Origin of the sequence: Methylosarcina fibrata AML-C10, from assembly GCF_000372865.1 — a bacterium.
GTDB classification, from domain to species: domain Bacteria; phylum Pseudomonadota; class Gammaproteobacteria; order Methylococcales; family Methylomonadaceae; genus Methylosarcina; species Methylosarcina fibrata.
In genome coordinates, this window is record NZ_KB889965.1 from 267,240 (window position 1) to 288,987 (window position 21,748).

Below are 21,748 nucleotides of genomic sequence, written 5' to 3' on the forward strand. Positions count from 1 at the left end.
ACGAGCGCCAATGAAACAAAGTGAATTTAAAAAACGTCGCAAACAATTAATGCAGCGCATCGGCAAGGGGAATATCGCCCTGATCGCCAGCGCTTCGCCGCGGATCCGCAATCGGGACGTTCATTATCCGTTCCGCCAGGACAGCGATTTTTATTATCTGACCGGTTTTAACGAACCGGATGCATTGGCGGTTTTCATACCGGGCAGGGAGCAGGGCGAATATATACTGTTCTGCCGGGAATACGACGAAACCAAGGCTCTATGGGAAGGGGCGCATGCCGGACTGGAGGGAGCAACCCGGCATTACCACGCCGACGATTCCTTTCCGATCGACGATCTGGATGAAATTCTGCCGGGCATGCTGGAAAACAAAAGCAAAGTCTATTACCCGCTGGGGCGGAACTTCGACCTGGACCACAGTCTGCTGGAATGGATCAACCATATCCGCAGCCAGTCCAGAACCGGCGTCGTGGCGCCGGGCGAGCTGGTTTCGCTGGAGCACATACTGCACGAAATGCGGTTGTTCAAAAGCAGGGACGAACTCAATTTGATGCGCCGCGCCGCCGAAGTTTCCGCCAATGCCCACGTCAAGGTCATGCAGAAATGCAAGCCCGGTATGTACGAATATCAGATCGAGGCGGAACTTTTACATTGCTTCGTCCAGGAAGGCTTGCGCTCGGTGGCTTATCCTTCCATTGTCGCCGGCGGTAAAAACGCCTGCGTGCTGCACTATACGGAAAATTCGGACAAATTGAAAAGCGGCGACTTGCTGCTGATCGACGCCGGCGCCGAATGCGACCATTACGCCGCCGACATTACCCGTACCTTTCCCGTTTCCGGCCGCTTTACCGAGCCGCAAAAACAACTTTATCAACTGGTCTTAGATGCCCAGGCGGCTGCCATCGAACAGATCAGGCCGGGCTTGCCCTGGCATCTGGCGCATGAGGCGGCCGTTGAAGTCCTGACCGAAGGGCTGGTGTCGCTGGGCCTGTTAAAGGGCAAGGTAAAAAAACTGATCAAGGAAGAAAAGTACAAACAGTTCTTCATGCACAGGATCGGCCACTGGCTCGGCATGGACGTTCATGACGTCGGTGACTACAAGGTGGACGGCGAATGGCGATTGCTGGAGCCCGGCATGGTGCTGACCGTGGAGCCCGGCTTGTACATTCCGGCGGATTGCCAGACGGTCGATAAAAAATGGCGGGGCATAGGAATACGCATCGAAGACGATATCCTGGTTACCGAGGACGGCTTTGAATGCCTGACCGCAGCGGTCCCCAAAACCATCGCCGACATAGAAGCCCTGATGCAGGCGGCCTGATGAGTCAGGATTACGATTTGTTGATAGCCGGCGGAGGTCTGGCCGGCAATTGCCTCGCCCTGGCGCTGCAAGGCAGCGGTTTGCGGCTGGCGATCGTCGAAGCCAGCACCCGTGAGCAACAGCAGGCCTCTCCCGCCGGAGACCGGGCTCTGGCCTTGTCCGCCGGTTCCGTAGCGATGCTGGAATCGCTGGGATTATGGCAGGGAATCCGCCATGCCGCCACCCCGATCGAGAGCATTCACGTCTCCGACCAGGGCTATTTCGGCAAAACCCGTTTATCCGCGGCCGCCGAGCAGGTGCCTGCTCTGGGCTATGTGATCACGGCCCGGGACATCGAGGGCCACGTGGCGGAGTCGGTTCGTCAGGTCGGCATAGAACTGCTGAGCCCTGTCCGGGTTACAGGGCTCGCCTCCGGACCGGATGAAATGAACGTCGGTTTAAAATGGGCGAATGAAGCCACAACGGCCACGGCCAGGCTGCTGGTCGGCGCCGACGGCGGTTCGTCGTCGGTCCGAAAATTGCTGGAGATCGGACAAACCACTTACGATTACGGCCAGACGGCGCTGGTGACCACGGTCAAGTCGTCGCTACCCAACCGTAATACCGCCTACGAACGCTTCACCGCTTCGGGCCCCCTGGCTCTATTGCCGGTCGGCCGCAAACACTCTGCGGTCGTCTGGACCCGGACCCGGGCCGATGCCGAAGCGCTGATGGCGGGCGGCGAAGCCGAGTTTCTCGATGAATTGCAACAGTGCTTCGGCTATAGACTGGGTGCGCTTGAGCTGACGGCGCCGAGACGGGCTTTTCCTTTGTCGCTGATCCGTGCGGAACAGATGGTCTCCGGACGCGCCGTCATTATCGGCAATGCCGTGCACCAGTTGCATCCGGTGGCGGGACAAGGATTCAACCTCGGACTTCGCGACGTGGTGGTCCTGGCCGATAGGCTGATCGAACGGCATCGGCGTGGCCTCGATCCGGGCGCTTCCGAATTTTTACAAGAGTATGCCGAGGCCAGACGGAAAGATCACGACCGGACCATTCTTTTTACCGACCGCGTCGTCCGAATTTTTTCGAACGACTGGGCCCCGGTAACGGCTGCAAGAAACATCGGCTTGACTTTGCTGGACCATTTGCCCACGGCCAAAAGGCTTCTGGCGCGTCATGCGATGGGCTTTGCCGAAACATTGCCGTTTTTGGGGAAGAACGGGGAAAGGCATTACTGACAGGAGCTGCCGGCGTCCGGCCCTCGCTTCGAACGGGTGGATCGAGTCGAGCGTTTTTTGCGTTCCGGCCTGAAGATCGGTGAAGCGGAAAGGGAAAGAAGTCCGCCCATCGCAGCACGGCCGATGCGTTTGATCCGGATGAAAATCGCTATCCCGTTTAAAAAATTATAGGGGGCCTCTATACGGAAAAAGTTATTATTTCTGAATTAGAGTTTACCGAAGTTACTCGCTTCTGGTATATTCCGTTTTAGCAAGATTATTTGCCAAAAAGACCGGCGTGTTCAACCTAAGCCGGCGATCATAATCGTTTTTTGTGGAGGGGAGTGCTGTCATGACTGAAGGGTTGTTTATTTTAACGACTATTTTTGTGGCTTATGTGGTTTATCAGGTCGTCAACGATCAAAAAATATCCGGCAAATCCGGCGGCGCGCAGGAAGCCGCAAAAAAGACGGTGCCGGCCGAGCCGCCCAAATCTCAGACAGTTGTAAAAGAGGCCGAGCCCGCTGCTCCCGCGACGGCGGCGGTTGAACCCGCGGCTGAGTCCTCCCATCCGGCAGGCAGAGCCGGCGGTCTGCGCGACCCTAAAACGGGAGAGGTTTCCAATGCTTATACGAACTACCGCTTTACCAAACGATGGATCAAAGAAGCATTGGTCTCCGAAGGCTTATTGCCTAAAGTGTACAAGAACAACGAACTGGATGCCGATACGGAAGCCAGTATAAAGGCCGCCTTGGCCATGCTGGAAGCCATGGATAAATACCGCGCCTAGAACGGGAAAGAAAACCAGCAGGTCGGGTCTCTGCTGGTTGATTTATTTTTTGAACAGTCTTGTCCGTCAGTCCATTCAAACAAAACCTGAAGATCCCGGCTTTTTAATGATCCAGAGAAAGTTTCTTCAGACGATACCGAAACGACCTGAAAGATAGCCCCAATTGTTTCGCGGCTGCCGTCTTGTTCCACTTGTTTTCTTCCAGAGCCAGTAAAATCGCCTCTTTTTCGATTTTTTCCAGATAATCTTCCAGTGAGCCCAGAGCAGGGTCGTATTTCAGCAGCTCCGAATCCGTATTGGCGCGCAGCGGAAGATTCAGGTCGTCGACCTCGATGCATTTTCCGTCGTATAAAGCCAGCGCTCTTTCCAGAATATTTTCCAGTTCGCGAATATTGCCCGGGAATTGGTAGCGCTGCAACGCCGACAAGGCCGAAGGCGAGATGCGCACCTGATCGGAGCTGTCGTTGCCCGTCAGCTTGGTCAGGATGTGATGGGTCAGTTCAGGTATGTCGGAAGCGCGCTCGCGCAGAGGCGGCACGTGCAGATCGATCACGTTGATCCGGTAAAATAGATCTTGCCGGAAACTGCCGTTTTGCACCATTTCCGCCAGATTTTTGTGCGTGGCGCTGAGCAGCCTGACATCGACCGGAATTTCCAATTGTTCGCCCACCGGCCGGATTTTTTTTTCCTGAATGGCGCGCAGCAATTTGACCTGCAGCGGAGGAGGCAGGTCGGCAATCTCGTCGAGAAATAAAGTGCCGCCTTCCGCTGCCTGGAACAAGCCTTTTTTATCGGTAACGGCGCCGGTGAAGCTGCCTTTTTTATGACCGAAAAACTCGCTTTCCATCAGTTCCAGCGGAATGGCGCCGCAGTTGATCGCCACAAACGGTTTTTCGCTGCGCGTACTTTGCTGATGGATCAGCCGGGCCACCAATTCCTTGCCGGATCCCGATTCCCCCCGGATATAGACGGGAGCCTGGCTGCGCGCCAGTTTTTCGATTTTGGCCCGGATTTCGCGCATCACCATCGAATCTCCGAGCAGGGTATGACGGGTGCGCCTTTCCTTGCCCAGCGCCAGATGGGTAAATTTCAGTGCGTTGCCGACCAACTGCCGCAGCACCGTCAAATCGACGGGCTTCGAGATGAAATCGAAGGCGCCTTTTTTCATCGCCAGAATGGCCGTATCCATGCTGCCGTGGGCGGTAATGACGGCGACCGGTATCGGACTGGGCGCCGCCTGGATGAAATCGACCAGTTCCAGCCCATCCCCGTCAGGCAGCCTCAGATCGGTCAGGCAAAGATCGAAAGGTCTTTGCTGCAACAGAGCCTTGGCGCTCGCGACACTGTCCGCACAGCACGTTTCGACGTCCATCCGGCGCAAAGTGATTTCCAGGAGCTCCCGGATATCGGGTTCGTCATCAACAATCAAGGTTAGCGATTTTCTCATATTTCAATAATAGTTTGTTCGGCTTCCGTTAATAGCAGCCGAAAACAATTGCGATTATTTTTAGTTAAATAATAACTTAATTTGGCCTGGTTCAGCTCCGCCAATTCTCGGGAGATATAAAGCCCCAGTCCTGTGCCGGTGGCGGAGGTCGTGAAAAAAGGCTCGAACAGATGTCTGACGTGATCATGGCGAATGGCCGGCCCGTTATCGATTACGTCGATACAGCTCATATGCCGGCTTTTATAGCAGCACAGCCGGATCGGGCCTTCTTCGGGTTTGCCGTATTTCAGGGCATTCTGGCAAAGATTGTCCATGATCTGTTTCAGATGTCCCGCATCGATGCAGGCGTTCAGGTCGTTGTTCGGAATATCCAGCCTGAAGACCTTGATATTGACGCCGTGTTCGAGATGGAAATTTTTCAGATAATGATCCAGCCAGTCGGCCAACTGGATTTTTTCGCGGCGGGAAGCGCTTCGCCGGGAAAGCATTAAAATGTCCTCGATGATTTGATTCATTCGGTTCGAATTGGTCCTGATAATTTCCACCAGACGCTGATCTTCGCGCGATATTCCGGCGTTTTCCGAAAGCAGTTGCCCGGCATGGCTGATCGCTCCCAGCGGGTTTCGTATTTCGTGGGCGATGCTGGCGGTCAGCCGTCCCAGGGAAGCCAGCTTGTTTTGCTGTAGCCGTTGATTATAGAGAAGGATGTCTTCGAGAATAAGCATATAATAATGCTCTTTCCTGGCAGGGAGCGACATGAACCGTATTTGAATTTCGGCCTGACCGTAAAATTGCAAAAGAACCTGATCCTGATCGGGATTCTTCAGCCAGTTCCGGAAAGCCGATGACAGGGGTATGGAAATCTCGCCCAGACGACGGGGCGCGGCAGGCAAATTCACCAGGCGCAAGGAGGCCTCGTTGGCCATCTGGATGGACTCTTCCTGATTGGTGATGATGATCCCGGATTGCAGATGATGGATAATGTACTGGTTCAACTCTTCCAGATTGGTTATGGTTTGTTTCTGTTGGTCGGCCAGTTGCAGAATCTGTTCGCTTCGTTTGGCAAAGGCATGGGAGACGAGAGCAATCGCCAGATAGGCTCCTCCCATCATGCCCGTATAAGTGTAAGAGGTCGTCTGCAGAATCCCTGCATAATCCGAATAAACATGCTCGGTTAGAATGGCCAGGCTGCCGAGAGAGGCAAACAGCATTGCACAGCGTCCGCCGATCATCAGGCCGCCGGCCGCTATCGAGACGGCCAGCAATATGCCCATGCCGCTGCTGATGCCGCCGCAGGCGTGCATGATGACCGTCAGAATGACGATGTCGGTAAAAATCAAGATCTGCGCCTGCGACGCGTAGCCGGTGAGCCGCAAAAAAATGCAAATTCCGGACAAAACGGTGACGACAAAATAGACCTGGCTGCTGTGGATGTATAGTTCGCGATCGTACGAGCCCAGCAGGGAAGGGCCGATCCGGCCGTAAAATAAAACAAGGAACAGGCAAGCGAGCAGAGAGCGGTAAACCAGAAAGACCTTAAGCAGGATCCAGGCTTGTTCCGCCGGTATGGCATACCCTTTCGAAAAAGGGCAGGGATGGACGGTGACTGAAGAAGATTCGGACATCTTGAATAATAATGAATGGCGTTTTGCCGGGACTTCGTTAGAATAATCGTTTTTTAATCATAGCATCGATGAGACGACTTGAGAAAAATCCACGCCGGGCGGACCGGTCTACCAGGAGCGATGAATGAATATCCATGAATATCAAGCAAAACAGTTGTTTCGAAATTACGGAATACCTGTTCCCGCCGGAAATCAAGCGGCGACGCCGGAGCAGGCGGAACAGATTGCCGGAGAATTGGGCGGCGACGGATGGGTGGTCAAGGCTCAAATTCATGCCGGCGGCCGGGGCAAGGCCGGAGGAGTCAAGCTGGCCGAACAGATTTCCCAGGTGGCGGATTTCAGCCGGGACTTGTTGGGCAAGCGCCTGGCCACCGTGCAGACCGATAAGGCCGGTTTGCCCGTCAATTCGCTGCTGATCGAGAAAACCTATCCGATCCAACGGGAGCTTTATCTGAGTCTGCTGATCGACCGCGGCAGCGAGCGAATGATTTTCATCGCTTCGGCGGCGGGAGGCATGGATATCGAAACGGTCGCGCATGAATCGCCGGAACGGATCATTTCACTGACCATCAATCCGGCCGCCGGCCTGCAGGCCTATCAATGCCGGAAGTGCGCCTATGCGCTGGGTTTGAAGGGTGCACAGGTCAAAGCGCTCGGCGGCATCATGGAAGGCATGGTCGAGCTGTTCTTGGCCAAGGATGCCAGCCAGATCGAAATCAATCCGTTGATTGAAACGACGGACGGCGAATTGTTCGCCCTCGACGCGAAAATCAATTTCGACGACAACGCTGTCATGGCTCATCCGGACATTCTGGCCCTGAAAGATTCGGGCCAGGAAGACGCCAAGGAGAACAAGGCCCAGCAATTCGGTTTGAATTACATTACGCTCGACGGCACTATCGGCTGCATGGTCAACGGCGCAGGCCTGGCGATGGCGACGATGGATCTGGTCAAGCTGAAAGGCGGCAGGCCGGCCAACTTCCTCGACGTCGGCGGCGGCACCAATGTCGAAAAAGTCTGCGAAGCATTCAAACTGATCCTGTCGGACGGCAACGTCAAGGCCGTGCTGGTCAACATATTCGGCGGCATCGTCCAGTGCGACATCATCGCCTCGGGAATTCTGGCGGCCATTAAAGAAGTGCACGTCGCCGTCCCGGTGGTCGTGCGCCTGGAAGGAACCAATGCCGAGCAGGGCCGCGCCTTGCTCAACAATACCGGACTTAATCTTTATGCGGCCGACGATCTGGTTCACGCGGCCGAACAGGTGGTTGCGCTGGCGGAGGCCGTATGAGCATTTTGATAGATAAAGAAACGAAAGTGATTTGCCAGGGTTTTACCGGCAAGCAAGGCACCTTCCATTCGCAGCAGGCGCTGGACTACGGCACCCGGCTGGTCGGAGGCGTCACGCCCGAGCGGGGAGGGCAAACCCATCTGGGCCTGCCCGTATTCAATACCGTTCAGGAAGCGGTCGACCAAACCGGCGCCGATGCCAGCGTTATCTACGTGCCGCCTTTTTATGCGGCCGACGCGATCCTCGAAGCCGTGGACGCCGGCATTAAGCTGATCGTCTGCATCACCGAGGGCATTCCCACGCTGCACATGCTGCGCGTCAAGGCCGCGATGGCCGGTACGGACGCTCTATTGATCGGACCCAATTGTCCCGGCGTGATTACGCCGGGACAATGCAAGATCGGCATCATGCCCGGCAAGATTCACATGCCGGGATCGATCGGCATTGTTTCCAGATCGGGCACTCTGACCTATGAATCCGTGTATCAGACCAGCCAGGAGGGCCTGGGGCAAAGCACCTGCGTCGGAATCGGCGGCGATCCGATCCACGGCATGAACTTCGTCGACGTACTTCAGCGTTTTCAGCAAGACGAGCAGACCCAAGGCATCGTCATGGTCGGCGAGATCGGCGGCGGCGAAGAAGAGGATGCGGCCGAATACATCAAGGCCTATGTGACCAAGCCGGTGGTGGCTTACATCGCCGGTCAGACCGCGCCTCCGGGCAAGCGCATGGGCCATGCGGGCGCCATCGTTACCGGCGGCAAAGGCACCGCCGAAAGCAAGATCGCCGCATTGAGAGAGGCGGGCGTCGAGGTCGTCAATTCTCCTACCGACATCGGCCGGGCGATCAAGCAGCGGGTATCGGCTTCGAGATAGCGATATCGACGGTAAACCACGGAATCCGTCGCCGCCGCAGCCAAAACGTTTAGCGGCGATCGATTCTTTCCTTGACCGGCTTTCGCTTTCCGGATCCCGAACTTCCCCCGGATTTTCTCCCATACCGAGTTAACGGATGTTATCCCCTTCTTTAAAAATTGCCATCGCGCAAATCAATTTCACGGTCGGCGACATTCCGGCCAACGTCGCCGCCATCCGGAAGTCGGCCGTCCATGCCCGGGACGAATTGGGCGCCGACATGATCGTTTTTCCCGAACAGATCGTCGTGGGTTATCCTGCCGAAGATCTGTTGCTGCGCCCCGACTTTATCGCCCAGGCCAATAACGCCGTCTATGAACTGGCGGGCCTGGTCGACGGTATCGCTTTGGTGGTCGGCTATCCGGAGAAGGACGGCGACAGGCTCTACAACAGCGCGGCAGTGCTGCATCAGGGCGCGGTCGTGGCCAACTACCGGAAAAGGGCGCTGCCGAATTACGGAGTATTCGACGAACAGCGTTATTTTACCGCCGGCGACAAGCCGTGCGTGTTCGAATTCAACGGCGCTTTCATCGGTTTGACGATTTGCGAAGACGTCTGGCATCCCGGCCTCATCGCCGCCAACAAGAAGGAAGGCGCCGATCTCTTGTTGACTCTGAACGCCTCGCCGTTCAACTCGGGAAAAATCCACCAGCGCGAGGACGTGGTCTGTTCCCAGGTCAGGGAAGCCGAAATTCCTCTGGTCTACGTCAATCAGGTCGGCGGCCAGGACGAGCTGATTTTCGACGGTGCCTCGTTCGTCGTGGATCAGCGCGGCGACGTCGTGTTTCGCGCCGAAGAGTTCAAGGAGCAGATCGGCGTCGTCGAATTCGTCGACCACAAGCCGGTCAAGGGCGCTTGCGCGCCGCTCTATGCTCACGTCTCCAGCGAATACCGGGCGCTGGTTCTCGGTATCAGGGACTACGTGCGGAAGAACGGATTCAAGGGCGCCTTGCTGGGACTCTCGGGCGGCATCGATTCCGCGCTGGTGCTGGCGCTGGCGGTGGATGCGCTCGGCGCAGACCAGGTCGAAGCGGTGTTGATGCCGTCGCGCTACACGCAGGCCATGAGCATCGAAGACGCGGTCTCGGAAGCGGAGGCTTTGGGCGTGCGCCATCATACGATCTCGATCGAGCCGGCGGTGGCGGCCTTCAACGGCATGCTGGCCGGTCTTTTCGCCGGCACCGCCAGGGACACGACCGAGGAAAACATCCAGGCCCGTTGCCGTGGCGTCATTCTGATGGCCCTATCGAACAAACAGGGCAAGCTGTTGTTGACGACCGGCAATAAAAGCGAAATGAGCGTCGGCTACGCCACCCTGTACGGCGACATGGCCGGCGGTTTCGCGCCGATCAAGGACGTGCCCAAGATGCTGGTTTACCGGTTGGCGAAATACCGCAACCGGATTGCTCCGGTGATTCCGGAACGGGTGCTGACCCGGCCGCCTTCGGCGGAACTGGCGCCCGATCAGGTCGACGAAGATTCCCTGCCGCCTTACGACATTCTCGATCCGATCCTGGAGCGTTACGTGGAGCAGGATCAATCGGCGGAGCAGATCATGGCCGCGGGTTACCGCCGCGAGCACGTGGAAAGAGCCGTTCGTCTGGTCGATCGCAACGAATACAAGCGCCGCCAGGCTCCGCCCGGCATCCGCATCACCACCCGGGCTTTCGGGCGCGATCGCCGTTATCCGATTACGTCCGGCTACCGGGGCATCAAAGGCTAAAGTCGAACGCCGAGGGCGAAAGCAGAGCGTATTATTTCAACAAAAACACGCTGGCCAAGGCCAAAAAGATGAAGAAACCCATCGCATCGGTCAGGGAGGTCAGCATGACGCTGGTACCGACCGCAGGATCCTTGCCGAATTTATGGCGCAGCAAGGGAATGGCCAAGCCTACGATCACTGCGAACAGAAGATTGATGAACATGGCCATCGCCATCACTCCGGCCAGCGCCGGGTTCTGATAGAGGAGATAAACCACGAGTCCCACCAACAGCCCGAACAGCGTGCCGTTGAGCATGGCAAGGCAGAGTTCCTTTTTGATCAGGCGCCTGACGTTGATCGGCGTGATTTGCCCGAGCGCCAGCGAACGGATGATCAGCATGCTGGTTTGATTGCCGGTATTGCCGCCGGTGGCGGCGATGATCGGCGTCAGCGAGGCCAGCGCGACCAGTTGCAGAATGGTATCTTCGAACAGGCCGATGATCCGGGTCGAGATGAAGGCGGTGACGATGTTGATCAAAAGCCAGCTCCAGCGGTTTCTCGCGCTTTTCCAGATGCTGGAAAACAAATCCTCCTCTTCCTCGACGCCCGCCTGGATCAACAGGTCTTCGTCGCTTTCTTCGCGGATGAAATCGAGAATGCTGTCGACGCAAAGACGGCCCTGCAGGACGCCCTGATGGTCGACCACCGGCGCCGAAATCAGATCGTAGCGTTCGAAGGCGCGGGAGGCTTCCGAAGTTTCCTGATCCACCCGGAACTGAACGAAATCGGTGACCATCACTTCCGATACATAATGCGCCGGGGAGTGGGTCAGCAGACGGGGTAACGGCAAAATGCCCTTGACGACGTTGTTCTGGTCGACCACGAACAGCTTGTCGGTGTGGCTGGGCAGTTTGCCCAGTTTGCGAATGTACGCGGAGACCGCTTTCAGCGTCAGGTCTTCGCGGATGGCGATCATGCCGAAATCCATCAGTGCGCCGACCTGATTTTCCGGAAAGGCCAGGACGGTGTTGAGATGCCTGCGTTCCTGGCTGTTCAGGGAACGGAGTATCTTCAACATCGCTCTTTTGGGAAGGTCGGCGGCGATGTCGGCAATTTCGTCGGTGTCGAGTTTGCCGGCCACGCTGGCCAGATCTTCGGTTTCCATGCCGGAAATCAGCGTTTGCCGCACCGCATCCGAGACTTCCAGCAACACCTGGCCGTCCTGGGTCGATTTGATCGCGTCCCAGACGACTTTGCGCTGATCCAGAGGCAAGGATTCCAGGATGAAGGCGACGTCCGCCGGGTGCAAATCCTCGAATTTTTCCTGAAGCCGGGTCTGATGCTGCTTGTGCAGTACGGTTTCGACCAGGTCGTAATTGGTTGCCGGGCCTCTCTGCAGCAGGGATCTTTCCAGTTGCTGTTTTTCCAGCAGCGTGATCACGTCCTGAATTTGCTGCAGCAGGAACTGCATGGGGCTCAATTTGTCAGCGGATTCCATAAGGCAAAGGGTCGGGATGGGTTGGGTTGGCTCGGGCTCGATAAGAATTGGGATCAGCTCATCCGGATAACGTTTCCAAGGCGATGCGAGCAAGAATTTCCGGCTGCGATTACTGGATTATTATAAGCTATCGGGCATGACCGTTATCGGTAAAAAGCTTTCGCAACGGAGGATTCACGGCCTTTTTTTTCATTGCCGATAACGGTTAGTCCCGCGGCCTGGGCGTTGGGTTGCAATCTTTTTATCCGATCGTCGAACCGGTCCGAAGAAACAGGCGCTTGTTCCCTCCGGAGCCGGCGACTTGAGTGGAACCGGCCTTCCGCCGCCAACCCGGACGGGTCTATACTTCCTCTCGCTTGATCATCAATCGATTCCGGACAGGGCGTTGAGTTCGCTCATCCGTGTAATAAGGCCCCGGATGAAATTCATTGATTTCAAGCAAAATGAACTTATAGTAAGCGCCACATTATCAACTATCAGGAGCCAAACATGCAGCATTTTCGTTTTTCTTTCATTGTCACCGCCTTCTGCCTGGCGGCGGCGTTTTATTGGGGAGGGGTCACCGGCGCGTTCATCGCTCTGATTCTGGGGGTGCTCGAAGTCAGTTTGTCCTTCGACAATGCCGTTGTCAATGCCGCCGTGCTGAAACGGATGGATGAGCGCTGGCAGTTTTATTTCCTGACCTGGGGGATTCTGATTGCGGTGTTCGGCATGCGTCTTCTGTTTCCGATCCTGATCGTCTCGATGGCGACCGGGATCGATCTTGCCGGCGTGGCCGATATGGCCTTAACGGAGCCTGCGACTTATGCCCATCATCTGGAAGCCTCTCACGTGGAGATCGCGGCGTTCGGCGGCATGTTCCTGCTGATGGTGTTTTTCGGCTTCATTTTCGACGAAGGCAAGGAACTGCACTGGCTGGGTCGCATCGAAGAAAAACTGGCGTCTTTCGGCAAGCTGGAATCGATCGAACTGATCGTGGCCCTGGGGCTGCTCCTGGTGATTCAGCACTGGCTGGTTCCGGAGATCCGCTTGAACGTCATGGTGGCGGGCATTTCGGGCGTGATGCTGTTCGTCGTCGTCGACAGTTTGTCGGCCCTGTTCGAGGACGAGGAAGAAGGCGAAGAGTTTTCGTCGGCCGTGAAAAAAACCGGCGTCATGAATTTTCTGTATCTGGAAGTGCTGGACGCCTCTTTTTCGTTCGACGGCGTCATCGGCGCCTTTGCGATCACTCAGGACGTGATCATCATCATGCTGGGTCTTGCCATCGGTGCCATGTTCGTCCGGAGCCTGACCGTCTATCTGGTGCGCCAGGGCACGCTGGACGAATATGTGTTTCTGGAGCACGGCGCTCACTATGCGATCGGCGTGCTGGCGGGCATCATGCTGATCAGCATGAGCCGGCACATTCCCGAAGTGGTCACGGGGCTTGCGGGAGCGCTGTTGATCGGCCTGTCGGTTTATTCTTCGATCCAGTATAAAAAGGCCCAGGTCTGACCTCGAAGAGGCCTTGTTTTTTAGTCCGAACCGAATGCTGACCGCCGATCTTCTTAAACAGTCCGCCCTCGCCATCCGGTCGCAGCCTTTGCGGGCAGCGCTGATTATTCTGGCGATGAGCATCGGCGTGTTGTCGGTGAGCGTGCTGACGGCCCTCGGCGAAAGTGCGCGAAGCTATATCGTGCACGAGTTCGAATCGCTGGGAACGCATCTGGTCATTGTCCTGCCGGGACGCTCGGAAACCACGGGCGGGCAACCGCCGCTGTTCGGCGAAACACCGAGAGATCTTACGCTGGACGATGCTCAAGCCTTGCTTCGCAGTCCCCACATTGGCGCGATAGCGCCGCTGACGGTCGGCTCGGCGCCGGCTTCGTCCGGCGGGCTCGAGCGCGAGACCAATATCTTCGGCTCGACCCATGCCTTGAGGAGAGTACGCCACCTGAATATGGCGGAAGGCCGTTTTCTGCCGGAAATGGAAATCGATAAAACCGCGTCGGTCTGCGTGATCGGCCAGACCATCAAAGCCGAGCTGTTTGCCGGAAAGCCGGCGCTCGGGCAATGGCTGCGCGTCAGTGACCGCCGTTTCCGGGTCATCGGCGTGCTGGCGTCCGAAAAACAGTCGATCGGAGTCGACTTCGACGAAATGGTGATCATTCCGGTGGCTTCGGCGCAGGCTTTGTTCGATACGCGCTCGTTGTTCCGGATTCTGATCGAAACCAAATCGAAGGCGGCGATGCTCAGGGCCGTCGACGATATTCGCCAGATCATCAAGCTTCGGCATGAAGGGGAAGACGACGTGACGATCATCACCCAGGACAGCGTCATCAGCACTTTCGACAAAATAGTGACCGCCCTGACCTTGACCGTGGTCAGCATTGCCGCGATCAGTTTGGCCGTGGCCGGAGTTCTGGTGATGAACGTGATGCTGGTCAGCGTGACGCACCGCACCGCCGAAATCGGACTGCTGAAGGCGCTGGGCGCCACCTCCGGCCAGTTGCAGGGACTGTTTCTGACCGAAGCGGCCATGCTTTCGGTCGCCGGAGCGCTGGTCGGACTGGGGCTCGGCCAAGTGGCTTTGGCCGTGTTGCAGGCGGTGTATCCCGATTTTCCGATCGTGCTGCCGCTCTGGGCATTGGCGGCGGCTCTGGCGGTGGCTTTGCTGACCGGACTGGTGTTCGGCGTACTGCCCGCCCGCAGGGCGGCCCGGCTGGATCCCGTGGCCGCGCTGGGGAAGCGCTAGCGATGCACGCCTTCGATTTAGTCCGTTTGTCGTACCGGACTCTGATCAGTCACAAGCTGCGCTCGGCGTTGACCGTCATCGGCCTGATCATCGGCATTGCCGCGGTAGTGATTCTGACTTCGATCGGACGGGGCATCCATACATTTGTACTGAGCGAATTCACCCAGTTCGGCACGCATCTGATCGCGGTATCGCCGGGCAAAAAAACCACGTTCGGCATTTCCGGCGCCACCATCAGCACCGTCAGGCCGCTGACGATCGCCGATGCGGTCGGTTTAAGCAAGCTTCCGGCCATCCTCGCAGTCGTTCCGGTCGTCCAGGGCAACGCCAGGGTCGAGGGCGGCGCCCGGCAAAGGCGCACCAACGTTCTGGGCGTGGGCGGCTCGGTTCCCGAAGTCTGGCGCTTAAAAACCGCCGCCGGCCGGTTTCTGCCGGCCGAAGAAGAGACCAATCCCCGCGCGCTGGCGGTCCTCGGTCATAAACTGGCGGTGGAACTGTTCGGCTCGGACAACCCGTTAGGCCGGCGTATCCGCATCGGCAGCGATCGCTACCGAGTGATCGGGACGATGGAAAAAAAAGGGCAGATGCTGGGCTTCGACATGGACGACACCTTGTATATTCCCGCTGCCAAAGCGCTGGAACTGTTCGACCGCGAAAGCCTGATGGAAATCGACTTGCTTTATCAAAGCCGTCTTCCGGTGGACGCCGTGGTAAATTCGGTCAAAAAACTATTGATTGCCCGGCATCGGTTCGAAGATTTCACGATCGTGACTCAGAACCAGATGTTGAAAACGATGGATTCGATTCTGAACATCCTAACCCTGGCCGTGGCGGCCCTGGGCAGCATCTCGCTGTTCGTCGGCTCGGTCGGCATTCTGACCATCATGACCATCGCCGTTTCCGAACGGGTTTCCGAAATCGGCTTGCTGCGCGCCATCGGAGCGGAACGGAGCGTGATATTCAAACTGTTTCTTTGCGAAGCCCTGGGCTTGAGTACGGCGGGCGGTCTGGCCGGAGTGATTCTGGGCATCCTGGCCATCCGGATCATCGGTATCGCCTTGCCGGCGCTGCCGGTCGAACTGGCCTGGGCTTATATTGCCGCCGCTTTTCTGGTGTCCATTGTGATCGGGGCGGCTGCGGGCGTGGCGCCCGCGATGAAAGCCGCAAGGCTCGAACCCCTGGAAGCCTTGCGCGCCGAATAAGGCGGAGAAGCGGTCGAAAAGAGGCGGTAAATTGAAGCCCGCATCCCGGTGAGTTCGGTTATACTGTTGCGATTTTAACACAAGGCATAAGAGCATGAGACCGAGCGGACGAAATCCCGATCAATTGAGAGAAATTAAATTCACCTGCGGTTACACCAAGCATGCGGAAGGTTCCGTTCTGGTCGAGTTTGGCGATACGCGGGTGGTTTGCACGGCCAGTGTCGATAGCCAGGTGCCCCGCTTCCTGAAGGGCAGGGGCGAAGGCTGGATCACCGCGGAATACGGCATGCTGCCGCGCTCCACGCACAGCCGGATGGGGCGCGAGGCCAGCTCCGGCAGGCAGGGCGGCCGCACCCTGGAAATTCAGCGCCTGATCGGCCGTTCGCTGCGCGCCGCGGTGGATTTGAAAGCTTTGGGAGAAAACACGATCACCATCGACTGCGACGTGCTGCAAGCCGACGGCGGCACGCGCACGGCTGCGATCACCGGCGGTTTCGTCGCCTTGTCGATCGCCGTCCGGCATATGTTGAAGAATAAACAAATCCGGAGCAATCCTCTGCACGGTCAGGTGGCTTCGGTATCGGTAGGGATTTATAAGGGCGTTCCGGTGCTCGATCTCGACTACGACGAAGACAGCCACGCCGAAACCGACATGAACGTCGTGATGAACGATGCGTCGGCTTTCATCGAGATTCAGGGGACCGCCGAAGGCCATGCCTTCCGAAGGGACGAACTCAATGCCATGCTCGATCTGGCGAGTTCCGGTATCGGACAATTGCTGGAAAAACAGCGCCTCGCCCTGGAGGAATGCAGGTAAAGGTCAACATCCCATCGCAACCGGGTCGGGTAATATTTAAATGTTGTTTGCAAAAAATCAAAAAATCGTTCTGGCCAGCAATAACACAGGCAAAATTCGTGAAATCCAGGCCGTCCTGAAAGATCATCCGATCGTTCCGCAGTCCGAATTCGGCGTGATCGAGGCCGAAGAAACGGGAAGCACCTTTGTCGAAAACGCCATCATCAAAGCCAGAAACGCGGCTCTCTTCAGCGGTCTTCCGGCCATCGCCGACGACTCCGGCCTGGTGGTCGACGCCCTGGACGGCGCCCCGGGCGTGATCTCGGCACGCTACGCCGGCGCCGGCAGCAGCGATTGGGACAATCTGAACAAATTGCTGAAGGAGCTGGAAGGCGTCCCGGACGCCCGGCGCACCGCCCGCTTCATCTGCATTCTCGTGTTCATGCAGCATGCCGGGGACCCTTTTCCAGTGATTGCCCAGGGCGTCTGGGAAGGCAGCATTTTGACCGCGCCCGCCGGAAAAAACGGCTTCGGTTACGACCCGGTCTTCCGGGTTCCGGAGCGGAATTGCGCATCGGCCGAATTGTCCGCCGAAGATAAAAATGCGTTAAGCCATCGGGGACAGGCGTTGAGAAATTTGACGGCATTGCTCGGCGCCCGCGAAGCGGTTCAGGCAGGGTGACCCTCCGCAGCGGCCGCCGGCCGGTTTTTTTTAAATGATGAGTTCCATTCCGATGAATTCCCTTCATGCGATCGCCGAACAATTCGCAGAGACGGTCATCGACGTCGCTCCGCTTGGGAACGGCCTGATCAACGACACGTTTCTGGTGACTACCGGTTCGGCCCCGCTGGTGCTTCAGCGCATCAATTGCCGGGTGTTTCCGCATCCGGAACGGATCATGGCCAATCTGAACGTCCTCGACCGTCATCTTCGGCAGAAACAGACCGGCTCGGTCGATCTTCGGATTCCCGAAATCGTACCGACTCGTCAGGGAGAAACCCATGTTCGGGATCAGGAAGGAGATCTCTGGCGGGCATTGAGCTTTATCGAAAACAGCGAAAGCCTGGAAACGATCAGGACGCTCGACGACGCCGAACAGGCCGGGCGCGCGCTGGGCCGGTTCCATCGTTTGCTCGGCGATCTCGATCCCGGGCTGATGATGGACACGTTGCCGGGGTTTCACGTCACGCCCGGCTATTTGGAATGCTATCGCCAAGCGGCTGAATCGGCTTCCGTCCCGGCCACTCCGGAAAGCCGCTATTGCGCCGATTTTATCGAAGCCTACGGCGGCATCGCCGGTGATCTGGAACGGGCAAAGGAAGAAGGATTGCTCAGGCTACGGGTGATTCACGGTGATCCCAAGCTGAACAATTTTCTGTTCGATAAACGCAGTAAAGAAGCTGTCGGGCTGGTCGATCTGGATACCGTCAAGCCGGGCTTGCTGCATTACGACGTCGGCGATTGCCTCAGGTCCTGCTGCCTTATTCCGGATACCGGCGAATTCGATTCGGAGATCGCGGCGGCGATTCTGGCCGGGTATCTGAACGAGACCGCAAGCTTTTTTACCGAACCGGATTACGACTATTTGTATTCGGCGATCCGACTGCTTCCGTTCGAATTGGGCCTCAGATTTTATACCGATCATCTTGAAGGCGACCGTTATTTCAAGGTGTCCGAGCCAGGCCGGAATCTTTCGAGAGCCGCTGAACAGTTCCGTTTGTGCGGCAGCGTCATGCGGCAGGAAAGCAAGATCAAAGGCCTCATCGACGGCTTCAGAACAAAGGCGCCGGGCTGAGTGTTGACGATCGCGGATTTGCTGAATTGTTTCCCCGTTTCGGGCGAGCTGGTCTGGATCGGCTTAAGGCCGGGCCGCGGACTCGACGTCGTTTCCGTCGAGGCGGCGGTGGCCGAGGCGGAGTCGGGTCTTGTGGGCGACCGTTACCGGGGCGGAGGCAAGCGCCAGGTGACGCTGATGCAGTGGGAGCATCTGGCCGTGCTGTCTTCGTTTTCGGGAAAGCCGGTTCGTCCCGAAATGCTGCGCCGGAATCTTGTCATCCGGGGTCTTAACCTGATCGCCCTGAAAGACAGGAAATTCCGCATCGGTGCCGCCGTTTTTCAAACTACGGGTCCTTGCGCTCCCTGTTCCCGGATGGAGCAGATATTGGGCCCCGGCGGCTACAACGCTCTGCGCGGCCACGGCGGCCTGACCGCCGTAATTCTCGAAAGCGGCAGGATTTGCGTCGGCGACCGGCTGACGGTTCTGCCGGACGAAGACCCGTTCTGATGGACAGCGCGCGTTCCACCCGGCGCTCTTTTCTTGCCGGCTTGTGCCTGGTCTTGCTCGGCGCCTTCGGCTTTTCGGCCAAATCGATTCTGGTCAAGCTGGCCTATGCCGCCGCGCCCGAACTGGACGCCATCGCCCTGATGGCGCTCAGGATGCTGTTCTCTCTGCCGATTTTTCTGTTGGCGGCCGCATGGCACAACCGGAAAACGCAACCGCGTCCGCTGCGGAGAAAAGAGTGGCTGGCCGTGATTTTACTGGGACTGGACGGCTACTATCTTGCCAGTTATCTCGATTTCTACGGCTTGCAATACGTTTCGGCGGGGCTGGAGCGGATTATCCTGTTTTTGTACCCGACCTTCGTCGTGCTGTTTTCGGCGTTCGCGTTCGGGCGGGAAATCACCCGTTTCATGGCCGCCGCGCTGGCGCTGACCTATTCGGGAATGATGCTGGTGTTTGTCGAACACGTGTCGCTGGCGGCACCGGACTTATGGCTGGGTTCGTCCCTGGTGCTCGGCAGTGCGGTCGCGTTTGCCGGATTCACTCTGGGCAGCGGGGTGATGGTGCACCGGATCGGCTCTTCCCGTTTTACCGCGTATACAATGTCGGTAGCCGGTATCGCCACGTTGATTCATTTTGTTCTGGAGCGCGGCTTTGCCTTCACCGGATTTCCGGATAAAGTCTACGGGCTGGCCTTGACGATGACCGTTTTTTCGACCGTGTTGCCGGCTTTTTTCATGAACGCCGGCATTCGAAGGATCGGTGCGGATGCGGCCTCGGTCGTCAGCACGATCGGGCCGATCGCGACGCTGGTCATGGCCTTCCTGGTCCTGGACGAAGCGGTTACCCCGCTGCAGTCGGCCGGCACCTGTCTGGTTCTATCGGGCGTTTACGTGCTCGGCCGCGCGAAATCCGGGGCTTAGGAATTAACCTGAAGCGTGGGTCTTGTTTCTTTCCCGATCGATCTCAATGTAGAGGTCCCGTTGCATCTGTAGATGCGGCTCCGTGGGAGCGATGGCCTTGGCACTGTTCAGGGCTTTAAGAGCGGCATTCAGGTCGTTGTTGCGGAAGAACAGGTATTCCGAATACCAGACGTACATGAACATGCGCGATTCCGAGGAAGCCATGCCGTTGGACAGGGCGGCCTTGAACAGCCGGTTCACCTCGGGGTCCTTCAGGCATTGATCGTTGTGCAGCGCGATCTCTTTAATCGAAAACAAGAGATTGCTGTCCGGCGGCGGCAGGCGGGTTTTGGCAAAACGCCGTTCCAGTTCCTCCAGCCAGAAGGGATCGATTTTCACTCCGGCAAGGCAGTTCAGGCGGATCAGCCCGAGCAATCCGGCCTTGGCGCCGGGATCGCGCAGGCCCGGCCGCTCGTAGAATTCGTGAACCAGTTTATACCACTGGCCGTTGCGGTCCTTGGGCGCGATGCCTTTCATCAGTTCGTCGGCCGCAGTCAGGCTGGAGCGGGTCGACAACGGATGCGCTTCCGCTTCCATCAGCGCGCGCCTGAGTCCGTCGGCGAACTGATGCGAGCGAAGCGCGGTGGTCAAGACCGAAAACATCAGAAAGGACAACACCACGGCGGACGTGGCGATTCTCAGAGTTTTTTGCGGCTCTACGGCCCGGTACCCGACCACCGGCAGCAGCAGGATGCCGAACAGGCCGGCGTAGTTTCGATGCTCATGGGCGATTTCCAGGCCGATGATCGAGGATTCCAGGCTGTGCGAGACCAGGAACCAGGCGACGGCGAACGACAGTAGCGGATTGCGCTCCCGATTCCGCCAGACGAGCCAGCCAAGCCCCACGATGCCGAGAAGCGCCGGCAACGTGGTCCAGGGCGACAGAAGGCCGGTCGATACCAAAATGTCGTCGTGGAAAACGGCGAACGCGTTCAGACGCGGCAACAGGATCATGCCCAGATAAGTCCAGAGTACCCGGGGTTCGGTCAGCAGGCGCTCGGTCAGGGTAAAGGAGCGGAGAGTGTAGCTCCCCAGCAGCCATTCCCGTCCGGCCGGAGTCAAAAGATAAACCGCCAGCGCCAGGCCCGCGCAAAGCGTGGCGCCCAGGATGAATTTGCCGAATAAATCGATGCCGCCGTGGACGTGCCGCCGGATGATCGCTTCGTAGATAAAGACGAAGCCTATGAACAACACGCCGGATTCCTTGCTGAGCACCGACAGCGGCCAGAACACGAGCCAGGCCGCCAGCATGAACGCCAGGCTCCGGCGTCCGTCCGGATCGTCGCGGCGGGCGCGAAGATGCAGCAGCACCGCGGCCAGCAGAAACAGCGTCGCCAGGCTGGTCATCCGCTGCACTACGTACAGAACCGAAGTCAACTGGATCGGATGCAGCAGCCAGGCCGCCGCGACGAAAGCGGCCAGAAGGCGGGTGTTTTCGAGGCGGTCCGAAGGCCGGGTGGCGCTCAGTAAGGAATGGGCAACGGCGTAGATCAAAAGACCGTTCAGGCCGTGAATGGCCAGATTGGTCAGTTTGAACGGGAAGGGGGCCAATTCGGTGAAATAATAATTCAGGGCAAAGCTGAGCTGGCTGACCGGCCTTCCCAATGGGCCGGCGTTGCCGCTGGCCGTCGAGTGCAGCATCGCGTCGAGCGTCAGCGATTTCAGGCGGATTCCTTCCGGCAGGACGATATTGATGTAATCGTCGAAAAAAAACGGTCCGAACAGGCCGGGCCAATAGACCGCCGCCGTGACGACGAGCCCCAGGCACAAGGGCAGCAGACTCAGGGTGGGTCGATACGGGTGGTCGGTGGTCATGGGGGCTCCGGTTGGAATGTTCGGGGATAATGGAAGTATATTCTAAAAAATCCGAGCCGCAGGAGAGCGGTTGAGACTGCGTTCGGTCGACAGTTTTTGCCGGCTTGAATGAGGCAGGATCTTGTGGCCGGCTTGTTCGTCGGATTTCTTGATTTTAGACAGGAACA

General features: G+C 57.7%; 18 protein-coding genes. 14 read left to right on the plus strand and 4 right to left on the minus strand.

The window, feature by feature from the left end; genetic code table 11:
• Nucleotides 1-10 precede the first annotated feature (10 nt).
• The 3 genes from pepP (at nucleotide 11) to A3OW_RS0101335 (ending at nucleotide 3,313) form a co-directional block, all read left to right on the plus strand.
• Nucleotides 11-1,321, plus strand: coding sequence for a Xaa-Pro aminopeptidase (gene pepP / locus A3OW_RS0101320; protein ID WP_020561627.1), 1,311 nt, complete (start codon nucleotides 11-13; stop codon nucleotides 1,319-1,321).
• On the plus strand, nucleotides 1,321-2,544 hold the full coding sequence (gene ubiH, locus A3OW_RS0101325) for a 2-octaprenyl-6-methoxyphenyl hydroxylase (RefSeq protein WP_020561628.1): 1,224 nt from the start codon (nucleotides 1,321-1,323) through the stop codon (nucleotides 2,542-2,544). Before pepP ends, ubiH begins: the two co-directional genes overlap by 1 nt.
• A gap of 331 nt (nucleotides 2,545-2,875) precedes the next feature.
• Complete coding sequence (locus A3OW_RS0101335) at nucleotides 2,876-3,313, plus strand: hypothetical protein (protein WP_020561630.1); 438 nt, start codon at nucleotides 2,876-2,878, stop codon at nucleotides 3,311-3,313.
• 103 nt (nucleotides 3,314-3,416) lie between these two features.
• On the opposite strand, the gene A3OW_RS0101340 is transcribed toward A3OW_RS0101335, so the two are convergent.
• Together A3OW_RS0101340 and A3OW_RS0101345 are read right to left on the minus strand one after the other, a co-directional pair.
• Nucleotides 3,417-4,760 carry a sigma-54-dependent transcriptional regulator gene (locus A3OW_RS0101340; protein WP_020561631.1) on the minus strand — a complete coding sequence of 448 codons (1,344 nt, stop codon included), beginning with the start codon at nucleotides 4,758-4,760 and terminating at the stop codon, nucleotides 3,417-3,419.
• Complete coding sequence (locus A3OW_RS0101345; protein WP_020561632.1) at nucleotides 4,757-6,385, minus strand: sensor histidine kinase; 1,629 nt, start codon at nucleotides 6,383-6,385, stop codon at nucleotides 4,757-4,759. The genes A3OW_RS0101340 and A3OW_RS0101345 overlap by 4 nt, the downstream gene beginning before the upstream one ends.
• Nucleotides 6,386-6,509: 124 nt before the next feature.
• On the opposite strand from A3OW_RS0101345, the gene sucC reads away from it, so the two are divergent.
• From sucC to A3OW_RS0101360, 3 genes are all read left to right on the plus strand, one after another.
• Complete coding sequence (gene sucC, locus A3OW_RS0101350; RefSeq protein ID WP_020561633.1) at nucleotides 6,510-7,676, plus strand: ADP-forming succinate--CoA ligase subunit beta; 1,167 nt, start codon at nucleotides 6,510-6,512, stop codon at nucleotides 7,674-7,676.
• Nucleotides 7,673-8,551, plus strand: coding sequence for a succinate--CoA ligase subunit alpha (gene sucD, locus A3OW_RS0101355; protein WP_020561634.1), 879 nt, complete (start codon nucleotides 7,673-7,675; stop codon nucleotides 8,549-8,551). The genes sucC and sucD overlap by 4 nt, the downstream gene beginning before the upstream one ends.
• A gap of 136 nt (nucleotides 8,552-8,687) precedes the next feature.
• Nucleotides 8,688-10,313 carry an NAD+ synthase gene (locus A3OW_RS0101360; RefSeq protein WP_020561635.1) on the plus strand — a complete coding sequence of 542 codons (1,626 nt, stop codon included), beginning with the start codon at nucleotides 8,688-8,690 and terminating at the stop codon, nucleotides 10,311-10,313.
• Nucleotides 10,314-10,344: 31 nt separating this feature from the next.
• Here the strand turns inward: A3OW_RS0101360 and mgtE are convergent, their stop codons facing one another.
• Nucleotides 10,345-11,790: a magnesium transporter gene (gene mgtE, locus A3OW_RS0101365; protein WP_020561636.1), complete on the minus strand. Its 1,446-nt coding sequence runs from the start codon at nucleotides 11,788-11,790 to the stop codon at nucleotides 10,345-10,347.
• A 489-nt stretch (nucleotides 11,791-12,279) separates the two neighbouring features.
• Between mgtE and A3OW_RS0101375 the strand changes: the two genes are divergently transcribed.
• The 8 genes from A3OW_RS0101375 to A3OW_RS0101410 all read left to right on the plus strand — a co-directional run bounded on the left by A3OW_RS0101375 (nucleotide 12,280) and on the right by A3OW_RS0101410 (nucleotide 19,727).
• The gene (locus A3OW_RS0101375) at nucleotides 12,280-13,284 is read left to right on the plus strand and encodes a DUF475 domain-containing protein (RefSeq protein WP_020561638.1); all 1,005 of its coding nucleotides are present in this window, start codon (nucleotides 12,280-12,282) and stop codon (nucleotides 13,282-13,284) included.
• A 34-nt stretch (nucleotides 13,285-13,318) separates the two neighbouring features.
• On the plus strand, nucleotides 13,319-14,524 hold the full coding sequence (locus A3OW_RS0101380; protein WP_020561639.1) for an ABC transporter permease: 1,206 nt from the start codon (nucleotides 13,319-13,321) through the stop codon (nucleotides 14,522-14,524).
• Between the two features lie 2 nt (nucleotides 14,525-14,526).
• Entirely contained in the window at nucleotides 14,527-15,726 is a 1,200-nt protein-coding gene (locus tag A3OW_RS0101385) for an ABC transporter permease (protein ID WP_020561640.1), read from the plus strand.
• A 94-nt stretch (nucleotides 15,727-15,820) separates the two neighbouring features.
• On the plus strand, nucleotides 15,821-16,543 hold the full coding sequence (gene rph, locus A3OW_RS0101390; protein WP_020561641.1) for a ribonuclease PH: 723 nt from the start codon (nucleotides 15,821-15,823) through the stop codon (nucleotides 16,541-16,543).
• Nucleotides 16,544-16,583: 40 nt separating this feature from the next.
• Complete coding sequence (rdgB, locus tag A3OW_RS0101395) at nucleotides 16,584-17,204, plus strand: RdgB/HAM1 family non-canonical purine NTP pyrophosphatase (RefSeq protein ID WP_020561642.1); 621 nt, start codon at nucleotides 16,584-16,586, stop codon at nucleotides 17,202-17,204.
• A gap of 52 nt (nucleotides 17,205-17,256) precedes the next feature.
• Complete coding sequence (locus A3OW_RS0101400) at nucleotides 17,257-18,318, plus strand: phosphotransferase enzyme family protein (RefSeq protein ID WP_051091842.1); 1,062 nt, start codon at nucleotides 17,257-17,259, stop codon at nucleotides 18,316-18,318.
• On the plus strand, nucleotides 18,319-18,807 hold the full coding sequence (locus A3OW_RS0101405) for an MOSC domain-containing protein (protein WP_020561644.1): 489 nt from the start codon (nucleotides 18,319-18,321) through the stop codon (nucleotides 18,805-18,807).
• On the plus strand, nucleotides 18,807-19,727 hold the full coding sequence (locus A3OW_RS0101410; protein ID WP_020561645.1) for a DMT family transporter: 921 nt from the start codon (nucleotides 18,807-18,809) through the stop codon (nucleotides 19,725-19,727). Before A3OW_RS0101405 ends, A3OW_RS0101410 begins: the two co-directional genes overlap by 1 nt.
• A gap of 3 nt (nucleotides 19,728-19,730) precedes the next feature.
• Here the strand turns inward: A3OW_RS0101410 and A3OW_RS23780 are convergent, their stop codons facing one another.
• Complete coding sequence (locus A3OW_RS23780; RefSeq protein WP_020561646.1) at nucleotides 19,731-21,581, minus strand: hypothetical protein; 1,851 nt, start codon at nucleotides 21,579-21,581, stop codon at nucleotides 19,731-19,733.
• Nucleotides 21,582-21,748: the final 167 nt, after the last annotated feature.

Coding starts and splice junctions, on each gene's coding strand:
- pepP (WP_020561627.1), top strand. CDS start 11: ATGAAACAAAGTGAATTTAAAAAACGTCGCAAACAATTAATGCAGCGC.
- ubiH (WP_020561628.1), top strand. CDS start 1,321: ATGAGTCAGGATTACGATTTGTTGATAGCCGGCGGAGGTCTGGCCGGC.
- A3OW_RS0101335 (WP_020561630.1), top strand. CDS start 2,876: ATGACTGAAGGGTTGTTTATTTTAACGACTATTTTTGTGGCTTATGTG.
- A3OW_RS0101340 (WP_020561631.1), bottom strand. CDS start 4,760: ATGAGAAAATCGCTAACCTTGATTGTTGATGACGAACCCGATATCCGG.
- A3OW_RS0101345 (WP_020561632.1), bottom strand. CDS start 6,385: ATGTCCGAATCTTCTTCAGTCACCGTCCATCCCTGCCCTTTTTCGAAA.
- sucC (WP_020561633.1), top strand. CDS start 6,510: ATGAATATCCATGAATATCAAGCAAAACAGTTGTTTCGAAATTACGGA.
- sucD (WP_020561634.1), top strand. CDS start 7,673: ATGAGCATTTTGATAGATAAAGAAACGAAAGTGATTTGCCAGGGTTTT.
- A3OW_RS0101360 (WP_020561635.1), top strand. CDS start 8,688: ATGTTATCCCCTTCTTTAAAAATTGCCATCGCGCAAATCAATTTCACG.
- mgtE (WP_020561636.1), bottom strand. CDS start 11,790: ATGGAATCCGCTGACAAATTGAGCCCCATGCAGTTCCTGCTGCAGCAA.
- A3OW_RS0101375 (WP_020561638.1), top strand. CDS start 12,280: ATGCAGCATTTTCGTTTTTCTTTCATTGTCACCGCCTTCTGCCTGGCG.
- A3OW_RS0101380 (WP_020561639.1), top strand. CDS start 13,319: ATGCTGACCGCCGATCTTCTTAAACAGTCCGCCCTCGCCATCCGGTCG.
- A3OW_RS0101385 (WP_020561640.1), top strand. CDS start 14,527: ATGCACGCCTTCGATTTAGTCCGTTTGTCGTACCGGACTCTGATCAGT.
- rph (WP_020561641.1), top strand. CDS start 15,821: ATGAGACCGAGCGGACGAAATCCCGATCAATTGAGAGAAATTAAATTC.
- rdgB (WP_020561642.1), top strand. CDS start 16,584: ATGTTGTTTGCAAAAAATCAAAAAATCGTTCTGGCCAGCAATAACACA.
- A3OW_RS0101400 (WP_051091842.1), top strand. CDS start 17,257: ATGAATTCCCTTCATGCGATCGCCGAACAATTCGCAGAGACGGTCATC.
- A3OW_RS0101410 (WP_020561645.1), top strand. CDS start 18,807: ATGGACAGCGCGCGTTCCACCCGGCGCTCTTTTCTTGCCGGCTTGTGC.
- A3OW_RS23780 (WP_020561646.1), bottom strand. CDS start 21,581: ATGACCACCGACCACCCGTATCGACCCACCCTGAGTCTGCTGCCCTTG.